This window comes from Streptomyces davaonensis JCM 4913, assembly GCF_000349325.1.
Classification (GTDB): Bacteria; Actinomycetota; Actinomycetes; order Streptomycetales; family Streptomycetaceae; genus Streptomyces; species Streptomyces davaonensis.
This window is the reverse complement of sequence record NC_020504.1, coordinates 7246147-7257585: the sequence shown is the minus strand read 5'-3', so window position 1 is coordinate 7257585 and position 11439 is coordinate 7246147. Positions and strand designations below refer to the sequence as shown.

At 67.8% G+C, this 11439-nt stretch carries 9 protein-coding genes and 1 tRNA gene; 9 read left to right on the top strand and 1 reads right to left on the bottom strand.

Annotated elements, in window-relative coordinates:
* The first annotated feature begins 63 nt into the window (after nucleotides 1-63).
* The 7 genes from BN159_RS32015 (at nucleotide 64) to BN159_RS31980 (ending at nucleotide 9621) form a co-directional block, all read left to right on the top strand.
* The gene (locus tag BN159_RS32015; protein ID WP_015661176.1) at nucleotides 64-2343 is read left to right on the top strand and encodes an FdhF/YdeP family oxidoreductase; all 2280 of its coding nucleotides are present in this window, start codon (nucleotides 64-66) and stop codon (nucleotides 2341-2343) included.
* 60 nt (nucleotides 2344-2403) lie between these two features.
* Nucleotides 2404-2892: a hotdog fold thioesterase gene (locus tag BN159_RS32010; protein WP_015661175.1), complete on the top strand. Its 489-nt coding sequence runs from the start codon at nucleotides 2404-2406 to the stop codon at nucleotides 2890-2892.
* Nucleotides 2893-3918: 1026 nt separating this feature from the next.
* Nucleotides 3919-5148: a branched-chain amino acid ABC transporter substrate-binding protein gene (locus BN159_RS32000; protein WP_041820117.1), complete on the top strand. Its 1230-nt coding sequence runs from the start codon at nucleotides 3919-3921 to the stop codon at nucleotides 5146-5148.
* 150 nt (nucleotides 5149-5298) lie between these two features.
* Nucleotides 5299-6228 carry a branched-chain amino acid ABC transporter permease gene (locus tag BN159_RS31995; protein ID WP_015661172.1) on the top strand — a complete coding sequence of 310 codons (930 nt, stop codon included), beginning with the start codon at nucleotides 5299-5301 and terminating at the stop codon, nucleotides 6226-6228.
* A 4-nt stretch (nucleotides 6229-6232) separates the two neighbouring features.
* Entirely contained in the window at nucleotides 6233-8041 is a 1809-nt protein-coding gene (locus BN159_RS31990) for a branched-chain amino acid ABC transporter permease (protein WP_015661171.1), read from the top strand.
* Between the two features lie 6 nt (nucleotides 8042-8047).
* Nucleotides 8048-8908, top strand: coding sequence for an ABC transporter ATP-binding protein (locus BN159_RS31985; RefSeq protein ID WP_041820112.1), 861 nt, complete (start codon nucleotides 8048-8050; stop codon nucleotides 8906-8908).
* Nucleotides 8905-9621, top strand: a complete 717-nt coding sequence (locus tag BN159_RS31980; protein WP_015661169.1) for an ABC transporter ATP-binding protein — start codon at nucleotides 8905-8907, stop codon at nucleotides 9619-9621. The genes BN159_RS31985 and BN159_RS31980 overlap by 4 nt, the downstream gene beginning before the upstream one ends.
* Before the next feature lie 72 nt (nucleotides 9622-9693).
* Here BN159_RS31980 and BN159_RS31975 read toward each other — a convergent pair whose 3' ends face one another.
* The gene (locus tag BN159_RS31975; protein ID WP_015661168.1) at nucleotides 9694-10350 is read right to left on the bottom strand and encodes an ANTAR domain-containing response regulator; all 657 of its coding nucleotides are present in this window, start codon (nucleotides 10348-10350) and stop codon (nucleotides 9694-9696) included.
* A 104-nt stretch (nucleotides 10351-10454) separates the two neighbouring features.
* On the opposite strand from BN159_RS31975, the gene BN159_RS31970 reads away from it, so the two are divergent.
* A tRNA-Leu gene (locus BN159_RS31970) sits at nucleotides 10455-10527 on the top strand.
* 106 nt (nucleotides 10528-10633) lie between these two features.
* Nucleotides 10634-11410, top strand: coding sequence for a helix-turn-helix domain-containing protein (locus BN159_RS31965; RefSeq protein WP_015661167.1), 777 nt, complete (start codon nucleotides 10634-10636; stop codon nucleotides 11408-11410).
* The last annotated feature ends 29 nt before the right edge of the window (nucleotides 11411-11439 follow it).

Sequence of the window (11439 nt, the reverse complement as noted above, 5' to 3'; positions counted from 1 at the left end):
GTCGGTGACACGTGCGAGGATCGGAGATGTACCTCACATACGCAGTCGTAAGGAGAGCGTGCGATGGCGACGAAGCCGCCCAAGGGTGATCCGGTGCAGGACGCGCCGCAGGTCGCCGAGCCGAAGCACGCGGCCGCCGGTCTGCCCGCCATCGGCCACACCCTGCGCATCGCCCAGCGGCAGATGGGCGTGAAGCGGACCGCGCTGACGCTGCTGCGGGTCAACCAGAAGGACGGCTTCGACTGCCCCGGCTGCGCCTGGCCGGAGCCGGAGCACCGGCACACCGCGGAGTTCTGCGAGAACGGCGCGAAGGCGGTCGCCGAGGAGGCCACCCTGCGCCGGGTGACCCCGGAGTTCTTCGCCGCGCACCCCGTCGCCGACCTGGCCACCCGCAGCGGGTACTGGCTGGGCCAGCAGGGGCGGCTGACGCACCCCATGTACCTCCCCGAGGGCGGCGACCGCTACGAGCCGGTCACCTGGGAGCGCGCCTTCGACATCGTCGCCGAGGAACTGGCCGCGCTCGGCTCCCCGGACGAGGCCCTCTTCTACACCTCCGGGCGGACCAGCAACGAGGCCGCGTTCCTCTACCAGCTCTTCGCCCGCGAGTTCGGCACGAACAACCTGCCGGACTGCTCGAACATGTGCCACGAGTCGTCGGGTTCGGCACTCAGCGAGACCATCGGCATCGGCAAGGGCAGCGTCCTGCTGGAGGACCTCTACCAGGCCGATCTGATCATCGTGGCCGGTCAGAACCCGGGCACCAACCACCCCCGGATGCTGTCCGCGCTGGAGAAGGCCAAGGCGAACGGCGCCAAGGTGATCAGCGTCAACCCGCTGCCCGAGGCGGGGATGGAGCGGTTCAAGAATCCGCAGACACCGCAGGGCATGCTCAAGGGCGCCGCGCTCAACGATCTGTTCCTCCAGATCCGCATCGGCGGCGACCAGGCGCTGTTCCGGCTGCTGAACAAGCTGATCCTCGACACGGAGGGCGCGGTCGACGAGGAGTTCGTCCGCGAACACACCCACGGCTACGAGGAGTTCGCCGCCGCCGCGCGGGCCGCCGACTGGGACGAGACGCTCACCGCGACCGGGCTCACCCAGGAGGAGATCGAGCGGGCGCTGGGGATGATCCTGGCCTCCGAGCGGACCATCGTCTGCTGGGCGATGGGCCTCACCCAGCACAAGCACGCGGTGCCGACCATCCGCGAGGTGGTCAACTTCCTGCTGCTGCGCGGCAACATCGGGCGGCCGGGCGCGGGCGTGTGCCCGGTGCGCGGGCACTCCAACGTGCAGGGCGACCGCACGATGGGCATCTTCGAGCGGCCCGCGCCGGCCTTCCTGGACGCCCTGGAGAAGGAGTTCGGGTTCGCGCCGCCGCGTGAGCACGGCTACGACGTCGTCCGGGCCATCCGCGCGATGCGGGACGACAAGGCGAAGGTGTTCTTCGCGATGGGCGGCAACTTCGTGTCGGCGTCGCCCGACACCGAGGTGACCGAGGCGGCGATGCGGCGGGCGCGGCTGACGGTGCATGTGTCGACCAAGCTGAACCGCTCGCACGCGGTCACGGGAGCGCGGGCGCTGATCCTGCCGACGCTGGGCCGCACCGAGCGTGACCTTCAGGGCGGCGGCGAGCAGTTCGTGACCGTCGAGGACTCCATGGGCATGGTGCACGCCTCACGCGGGCGGCTGGAACCGGCGAGCGGGCAGTTGCTGTCCGAGCCGGCGATCGTGTGCCGGCTGGCGCGGCGGGTGCTCGGTGCGGACAGCCGGGTGCCGTGGGAGGAGTTCGAGAAGGACTACGCCACGATCCGGGACCGTATCGCGCGGGTGATCCCCGGGTTCGAGGACTTCAACGCGCGCGTGGCGCATCCCGGCGGGTTCGCGCTGCCGCACGCCCCGCGTGACGAGCGGCGGTTCCCGACGGCGACGGGCAAGGCCAACTTCACGGCGGCGCCGGTGGAGTACCCCGAACTGCCCGAGGGGCGGCTGCTGCTTCAGACGCTGCGGTCGCACGACCAGTACAACACCACGATCTACGGCCTTGACGACCGTTACCGGGGGATCAAGAACGGGCGGCGTGTAGTGCTGGTGAACCCCGAGGACGCTCGGACGCTCCGGGTCGCGGACGGGTCGTACGTGGATCTGGTCAGCGAGTGGAAGGACGGGGTCGAGCGGCGGGCTCCGGGGTTCCGGGTCGTGCACTATCCGACGGCGCGGGGGTGTGCGGCGGCGTACTACCCGGAGACCAATGTGCTGGTGCCGCTGGACTCCACCGCGGACACCAGTAACACCCCGGCCAGCAAGTCCGTGGTGGTGCGTCTGGAACAATCGGCGACCGACTGAGCGTTTGCTCAGGTGCCGGCGGACGCCGGAGCGGATCGACGACGAACGGAGTCCGGCCCCATGGGCGAGCAGCAGCAGGTTCAGTTCCCGCAAGAGGTCATCGACGAGTACGCCGCGCTCGGGGTGGACCTGCCCGCGCTGTTCTCGGCGGGGCACCTGGGGACGCGGATGGGGGTGCAGATCCTGGAGGCGTCCGCGGAGAAGGTCGTCGGCACGATGCCGGTGGAGGGGAACACCCAGCCGTACGGGCTGCTGCACGGGGGCGCTTCCGCGGTGCTGGCGGAGACGCTGGGGTCGGTGGGGTCGATGTTGCACGGGGGGTCTTCGAAGATCGCCGTGGGTGTGGACCTGAACTGCACGCATCACCGGGGGGTGCGGTCGGGGCTGGTGACCGGGGTGGCCACGCCGGTGCATCGGGGGCGGTCGACCGCGACGTACGAGATCGTGATCAGCGACGAGGGCGGTAAGCGGGTGTGTACTGCACGTCTGACCTGCCTGCTTCGGGATGTGCGGCCGGGGGACGGCGAGCCTGTGGGCGTGTCCGGCTGATCGGCTGAGTCCGGGGGTGGGTGCGCTCGCCCGCGCTTGCCGGGTGCCGCTGCGCCCACCCGCAGCTACGGCGCATGGAGCGATACAGCCCCCGGTAGTACCGTTTGTCCATGAGGCCCCCGTCATGACCGGCATCGGTCCTGTCGAACCCGTCAACTCCCCTGAGCCGGATGAGAGTTACGAGGTCATCGGGGCCGATGGGCCGCGCCGCACGGACCGGCTCGCGCGCCGCTGGGCCGCCCTCTCCCCCCGCGCCCGCAGGGCCGCCGTCGCCGCCGCCCTCGTCGCCCTCAGTGCCGCCGGAGCCCTCCTCCTCACCCCGGACGACCCCGAGCCCAGCGAGACCCTCGACCTCTCCGCCTGGCCCGCCAACGTCACCAGATGGGACTACCTCGGCCCCGCCCAGGAGCCCAACTCCGTTGCCACCAGGGGAAGTTTCCGATTCCGCGTATCGGTACTCCGGGGCCCCGACGTCACCGTGCGAGTCACGGGGGCCGCGTTCGACGGGCTCCGCGCCCACAGCACTCCCCGGCCCGAGTTCACCGTGCCGGGTGGGGCAAGTCGGCGTATCACGGTGGAGATTTCCGTATCCGACTGTTCGGAACTGCCCCTGGATGCGGGATTTCACTATCTCGACGTAACGCTGCGTAACACTCACGCAATACAGCGCCACAGCTTCATCTTCGGTGGCGCATTCTCGCGGGACCTTTCCGACCTCCTTCACGCGGCCTGCGACCCCATACCCCCTGGACCGGGCCCAAGGCCAACCGGAAGTGCAAGTTCTCAGAATGCGGACTGAGTGGAAATTCCGCCAAAACGGCTGAGAGCCCCCTCGGCCGAAGCTCGCCCTCCGGCACGTCATAACAAGAAAGTCACAAGGAAGCTCACGCCGATGCCCATCCGCACATACCGGGCTTAGAGTCACGGCCAGTCACCGCTCCATCGGGAGTTCGGTACCAGCGCAGCACCCGCCGCCCCTACCGGGGCGGACGTGACTGCGGAAAGGACCTGATTGTGCGACGTTCCTTGGTGATACTTACCTCCGTCCTCGCGACCGGAGCTCTGTCCCTCACCGCCTGCGGCTCCCGAGACGACAACGGCGGCAGCGACAGCGACAGCGGCGAGACCACGACGCTGACCATTGGTGTCGACGCCCCGCTCTCCGGTGAGAACTCCACCACCGGCCTCGGCATCCAGTACGGCGCCCAGATCGCTGTCGACGACGCGAACAAGAACAAGCTCGTCCCGGGCGTGACCTTCAAGCTGAAGGCGTTCGACGACAAGGCGCAGCCGGCCACCGGCCAGACCAACGCGACCGCGATCACCGGCGACAAGACCGCCGTCGGCGCCGTCGGCCCGCTGAACTCCGGCGTCGCCCAGACGATGCAGCAGGTCTTCGCCTCGGCCAAGATGGTCCAGATCTCCCCGTCCAACACCGCCCCGGAGCTGACCCAGGGCAAGGACTGGCAGACGGAGAAGAAGCGGCCGTTCGACACGTACTTCCGTACGGCCACCACCGACGAGCTCCAGGGCAGCTTCGCCGCCGACTACGCGCTCAACGGCCTCAAGAAGAAGAAGGCCTTCGTCGTCGACGACAAGCAGACCTACGGCGCCGGTCTGGCGAAGATCTTCAACGAGCAGTTCAAGAAGCTGGGTGGCTCGGTCGTCGAGACCGACCACGTCAACACCGGCGACAAGGACTTCGGCTCCCTCGTCACCAAGATCAAGAACTCCGGCGCCGACCTGCTCTACTACGGCGGCCAGTACGACGAGTCCGCGCTGCTCACCAAGCAGATGAAGGACGCCGGGGTGAAGATCCCGCTGTTCGGCGGTGACGGCATGTTCGCCTCCACCTACATCGAGGCCGGCGGCAAGGCCACCGAGGGCGACCTCGCCACCGCGATCGGTGTCCCCGCCGACACCCTGCCCGCCGCCAAGACCTTCATCGAGACCTACAAGTCCAAGGGCTACAAGGGCGACTACGGCGCCTACGGCGCGTACTCCTACGACGCCACCACCGCCATCATCAAGGCCGTGAAGGCCGCCGTGGACGCCAACGACGGCAAGGTCCCCAGCGACATCAACGAGCTCCGCGCCCAGGTCGTCGAGGGCGTTCAGAAGTCGGACTTCGAGGGCCTGTCCGGCAAGGTCGCCTTCGACGAGTACGGCGACACCACCAACAAGCAGCTCACCGTCTACCAGGTCGTCAAGGGTGAGTGGAAGGCCGTGAAGACCGGCACCGCCGACCTCGGCTGACCCAGGCAACGCATCAGCATCGCGGGCCGCGCGGGAGGGGACCCCGACCGCGCGGCCCGTTCTCACACCCAGACCCTGCACACGCTCAGTGCATAGAGACCCCTGCACGCGAATAGTGCACACGACATCCAGCGACATGGAGGCCATGCGGTGAACACCCTGCCGCAGCAGCTGGCCAACGGGCTGCTTCTAGGCTCGATGTACGGGCTGATCGCCATCGGCTACACGATGGTGTACGGCATCGTCCAGCTCATCAACTTCGCGCACGGCGAGATCTTCATGACCGGGGCCTTCGGCGCCTTCACGGTCTACTTCTACATCCTCCCCGACGGCACGGCGATGGCCGTGGCCGTCCCGCTCATGCTGATCGGCGGCGGCCTCGTGGCCGTACTCATCGCCGTCGGCGCGGAACGGTTCGCCTACCGACCACTGCGCGGAGCACCACGCCTGGCACCGCTCATCACCGCCATCGGCCTCTCCCTGGCTCTCCAGGAAGTCGTCCGTAACTTCTACCCCGGCGCCGACCGAGCCATCGCCTTCCCCGGCCTCGACGCCACCCACGACATCGGCTCCATCACCATCAAGGACGCCGACATCTTCCTGATCCTGGCCGCTATCATCTGCATGGCCGCCCTCGCCTTCTTCGTCCGCAAGTCCCGCACCGGCCGCGCCATGCAGGCCACCGCCCAGGACCCGGACACCGCCCAGCTCATGGGCATCGACACCAACCGCATCATCGTCATAGCCTTCGCGATCGGCGGCTTCTTCGCCGCGGTCGCCGCGGTCGCCTACGGCCTGAAGTACGGCAACATCGACTACCGCATGGGCTTCCTGATGGGCCTCAAGGCCTTCACCGCGGCCGTCCTCGGCGGCATCGGCAACATCTACGGCGCCATGCTCGGTGGTCTCGTCCTCGGCATCGCCGAGACCCTGGCCTCCGCCTACATCGACGAGATCCCCGGCATGCAGCAGCTCGGCGGCCAGAGCTGGGCCAACGTCTGGGCCTTCTGCCTCCTCATCCTCGTGCTCCTGGTCAGGCCACAGGGCCTGCTCGGCGAACGCGTCGCGGACAGGGCGTGATCACGTGACTGAGATCCAGAAGACCACCCCGGACACCCCGGAGACCGCGGCAACCCCATCCGCCCGCGGACTGCTCTCCCTGCCGCTCGCCGCGGCCCGCGCCCTGCTGCTGGCCGGCGGTGTCGCCACCGCCGCCTCCGCCTTCCTCGCCTGGACCTGGACCGACGAGTTCCCCGGCGACCTCACCATCACCGGATACCCGGGCGGCCTCCAGTGGCTGACCTTCGTCGCCGGACTGCTCACCACCCTGTTCGCGCTGTCGTCCTACGGCATCCGCGGCCTGGGCTGGCTGATGCCCGCCAAGAACAACGCGCCGCTGGTGCTCGTGGCACTCGGCGGCTTCGCCACCACCTGGTTCACCGTCATCTCCATCTGCGTGGAGCTCAACGGCATCGTGAACCTGGAGCCCGGCGGCTACATCGCGGCCATCGCCTCCCTGCTGCCCGTGCTCGGCGCCCTCGCCCTGCCCGAGCAGCTCGGCGACGACCTCAAGGAAAACCTCAAGACCTACGTCGCCAAGCCGGACCGGATCCCCGCCGCGAAGAGCCTCGCGCCCTGGGTCGAGCGGGCCATCATCACCGTCGTCACGGCGATCGGCCTGGCCGTCTTCACCTACGGCATCGACACCGAATACGGCGAGCTGTTCGTCGGCTACCTGATCCTGATCAGCTTCTCGCTGTGGGCGCTGCACACCGCGGGTCTGCTGGACACCTTCTCCCGCATCGTCTCCCACAACCGCAGCTTCACGCTGGCCATGGGCTTCGTCGCGGCGATCGCGTTCCCCTTCACCCAGACCGATGACCACTACGCCAACATCGGCGTGAACATCCTGATCTTCGGTACGGTCGCGCTCGGCCTGAACATCGTCGTCGGCCTCGCCGGCCTGCTGGACCTCGGTTACGTCGCCTTCCTCGGCGTCGGCGCCTACACCGCGGCCCTGGTCTCCGGCTCCGAGTTCTCCCGGTTCTCCGGCGTCCAGTTCCCCTTCTGGGCCGCCGCCCTGACCGGCGCCGCCGCCTCGCTGCTCTTCGGTGTGCTGATCGGCGCCCCGACCCTGCGGCTGCGCGGCGACTACCTCGCCATCGTCACCCTCGGCTTCGGTGAGATCTTCCGAATCGCCGTGAACAACATGGACGGCGACTCCGGCCCCGACATCACCAACGGCCCCAACGGCATCCCGTCCATCCCGGACCTGAGCTTCTTCGGGTTCAACATGGGCGAGTCGCACGACATCGGCGGCTTCACCCTCGGCCGGTTCGCCAACTACTACCTGCTGATGGTCCTGATCATGGCCATCGTGGTCCTCGTCTACACCCGCGCCGCGGACTCCCGCATCGGCCGCTCCTGGATCGCCATCCGGGAGGACGAGACCGCCGCCACCGCCATGGGCATCAACGGCTTCCGGGTCAAGCTCGTCGCCTTCGCGCTCGGCGCGGCCCTCGCCGGCCTCGCGGGCACGGTCAGCGCGCACGTGACCTACTCCGTGGTGCCGACGCCGTACCAGTTCGCCGGTTCCACGCCGCCCAACTCGGCGTTCCTGCTGGCCGCCGTCGTCCTCGGCGGCATGGGCACGGTCGCAGGACCGCTGCTCGGCGCGGCGCTGCTCTACCTGCTCCCGGAGAAGCTCAACTTCCTCCAGGACAAGTCGCTGCTGGCCTTTGGTATCGCGCTGGTACTGCTGATGCGCTTCCGCCCGGAAGGCATCATCGCCAACCGCCGCCGCCAGCTCGAATTCCACGAGACCGGCCAACTCGACGTACCAGAACAAGCGACGCTGTCCGACGAACCGGCCGTCACCAAGGCAGGGGCGTAACGAACCATGACGACACCTGTACTCGAAGCCCGCGGCGTCACCATGCGCTTCGGCGGTCTGACCGCCGTCCGCTCGGTGGACTTCACGGTGAACTCCGGCGAGATCGTCGGCCTGATCGGCCCCAACGGCGCCGGCAAGACGACCTTCTTCAACTGCCTGACGGGCCTGTACGTCCCCACCGAGGGCACGGTCTCCTACAAGGGCACCGTGCTGCCGCCCAAGCCGCACCTGGTCACGCAGGCGGGCATCGCCCGTACCTTCCAGAACATCCGGCTGTTCGCCAACATGACGGTCCTGGAGAACGTCCTGGTCGGCCGTCACACCCGGACCAAGGAAGGTCTCTGGTCGGCGCTGCTGCGCGGCCCCGGCTTCAAGAAGGCGGAGAAGGCCAGCGAGGAACGGGCCATGGAACTCCTGGAGTTCATCGGCCTCGCCCACAAGCGGGACCACCTCGCTCGTAACCTCCCCTACGGCGAGCAGCGCAAGCTGGAGATCGCGCGCGCCCTCGCCTCCGACCCCGGTCTGCTCCTCCTGGACGAGCCGACCGCCGGTATGAACCCGCAGGAGACGCGGGCGACGGAGGAACTGGTCTTCGCCATCCGCGACAAGGGCATCGCCGTCCTCCTCATCGAGCACGACATGCGCTTCGTCTTCAACCTGAGCGACCGCGTCTCCGTCCTCGTCCAGGGCGAGAAGCTCGTCGAGGGCACCTCCGAGGTCGTCCAGGCCGACGAGCGAGTCATCGCCGCATACCTGGGCGAGCCGTTCGAGGGCGACCCCGGCCAGGCGGAAGCCGCCGAGGTCGAGGCAGCGGAAGCCTCGGCCGACGCCACCAGCACCACCAGCACGAAAGGGGAGGCCCAGTGACCGCACTGCTTGAGGTCGAGGACCTCCGGGTCGCCTACGGCAAGATCGAGGCCGTCAAGGGCATCTCCTTCAGCGTGGAGGCGGGCCAGGTCGTCACCCTGATCGGCACCAACGGCGCCGGCAAGACCACCACCCTGCGCACCCTGTCGGGGCTCCTCAAGCCCTCTTCCGGGAAGATCCTGTTCGACGGCAAGCCGCTCACCGGCATCGCCGCCCACAAGATCGTCGCGCTGGGTCTTGCCCACTCCCCCGAGGGCCGGCACATCTTCCCCCGGCTGACCATCTTCGAGAACCTCCAGCTCGGCGCCTTCCTCCGGAAGGACAAGGAGGGCATCGAGAAGGACATCCAGAAGGCGTACGACCTGTTCCCCATCCTCGGAGAACGCCGCAACCAGGCGGCGGGCACCCTCTCCGGCGGTGAGCAGCAGATGCTGGCGATGGGCCGCGCCCTGATGTCCCAGCCGAAGCTGCTGATGCTCGACGAGCCCTCCATGGGCCTGTCGCCGATCATGATGCAGAAGATCATGGCGACGATCGCCGAGCTGAAGTCGCAGGGCACCACGATCCTGCTGGTCGAGCAGAACGCCCAGGCGGCGCTCTCGCTCGCCGACCAGGGTCACGTCATGGAGGTCGGCAACATCGTCCTGTCCGGCACCGGCCAGGACCTCCTCCACGACGAGTCGGTCCGCAAGGCCTACCTCGGCGAGGACTGATCAGTCACGGCAAAGGCCCGCACTCCCCTCGCCGGGGATGCGGGCCTTCGCTCTGTCTGTGTGCCGTGGGCCTCAGCCCTTGGCAGCCTTCTTCTCCTCGGCGTCCTGAATGACGGCCTCGGCGACCTGCTGCATCGACATCCGCCGGTCCATGGAGGTCTTCTGGATCCACCGGAAGGCGGCGGGCTCGGTCAGCCCATACTCCGTCTGAAGAACCGACTTCGCCCGGTCGACGAGCTTCCGCGTCTCCAGCCGCTGGGTGAGATCGGCGACCTCCTTCTCCAACTCCCTCAGTTCGGTGAACCGCGACACGGCCATCTCAATGGCGGGCACGACATCACTCTTGCTGAACGGCTTGACGAGGTAGGCCATGGCACCGGCGTCCCGGGCCCGCTCGACGAGGTCGCGCTGCGAGAAGGCGGTGAGCATGAGCACCGGTGCGATGCTCTCCTCGGCGATCTTCTCGGCGGCGGAGATGCCGTCCATCTTGGGCATCTTCACATCGAGAATGACGAGGTCGGGGCGGTGCTCCCGAGCCAACTCAATGGCCTGCTCACCGTCACCGGCCTCACCGACGACGGAGTACCCCTCTTCTTCGAGCATCTCTTTGAGATCGAGCCGAATCAAAGCCTCGTCCTCGGCAATGACGACACGGGTCGTCAGCGGAGGCACGTGCGACTTGTCGTCGTCGGGCGCGTCTACGGGCTGGGGCGACTCGGGGGCGGTCACGGGGGCTCCTCGTTCAGGGGCAGGGGTGCTGCTGACAAGAGCCTACCTAGCTGCGATAAGGTGAGGGCACGGCGGGTGACCGTCGACCTTCACATTGAAGGTGGGCCCCGGTAGCCCAGCGGTAGAGGCCATGGATTCAAAACCCATCCAGCGTCGGTTCGAATCCGACTCGGGGCACTTTTCCTTGGATTCCAAGGGACTCACCGGAAAGCGGATGTTCCCGTTCTCGTGAACATCCGCTTTTTGGTGCGTGTCGTCGCGATCACTCCCACAGGGTGTTCGTATGTACGACCTCGGTACACGCAAGCTGACTCTGGCCTTGGTGGCGGAGGGGCGCAGTCTCAACTCCGTCAGCAAGGAAACAGGAATATCTCGCGCCGCTATCCGCTCATGGCAAGCGCGCATCGATCCGCTGCCCCGTATGCAGCGGACTCCTTGCTCGCTTTGCGGTCCAGCGGCGGAGCCGCCATCGGACAAGGCGTCGTACAGCTACCTGCTGGGCCTGTACCTGGGCGACGGCTGCATCAGCCCAGGCATGAAGAAGGGCTACTTCCTCCGCATCGCCTGCGCCGACTCGTGGCCCGGCCTCATCGAAGCGTGTGCCGCGGCAGTCGAAGCGATCAACCCCAGCGGGAAGGCGTACCGAGTCCAGGCCGTCGGATACACCTCCGTGGTCGGCTACAGCGGGCACTGGCCCTGCCTCTTCCCCCAACACGGTCCCGGCAAGAAGCACGAGCGCCGCATCACTCTCGAACCCTGGCAGCAGGCAGTCGTCGACGCTCACCCCTGGGAGTTCATCCGCGGCCTCATCCACTCCGACGGCTGCCGCGTCATCAACTGGACGACCCGGATGGTCTCCGGCGAGCGCAAGCGCTACGAGTACCCGCGGTACTTCTTCACCAACAAGTCAGACGACATCCGGGCGCTTTACACCGACACCCTCGACAAGCTCGGGGTCGAGTGGGCCGTCTACGCCCGCAACGGCAACGCGTTCAACATCTCCGTCGCCAGGAAGGCTTCCGTAGCCCTCCTGGACACCCACGTAGGCCCCAAGCACTGACAACAAAAGGGCCCCTCCTCAAGAGGGGC

What these genes read in the sequence shown, in the direction of transcription:
- BN159_RS31985 (WP_041820112.1), top strand. Translation starts at nt 8,048, where the DNA reads ATGACGACACCTGTACTCGAAGCCCGCGGCGTCACCATGCGCTTCGGC.
- BN159_RS31965 (WP_015661167.1), top strand. Translation starts at nt 10,634, where the DNA reads ATGTACGACCTCGGTACACGCAAGCTGACTCTGGCCTTGGTGGCGGAG.
- BN159_RS32015 (WP_015661176.1), top strand. Translation starts at nt 64, where the DNA reads ATGGCGACGAAGCCGCCCAAGGGTGATCCGGTGCAGGACGCGCCGCAG.
- BN159_RS32010 (WP_015661175.1), top strand. Translation starts at nt 2,404, where the DNA reads ATGGGCGAGCAGCAGCAGGTTCAGTTCCCGCAAGAGGTCATCGACGAG.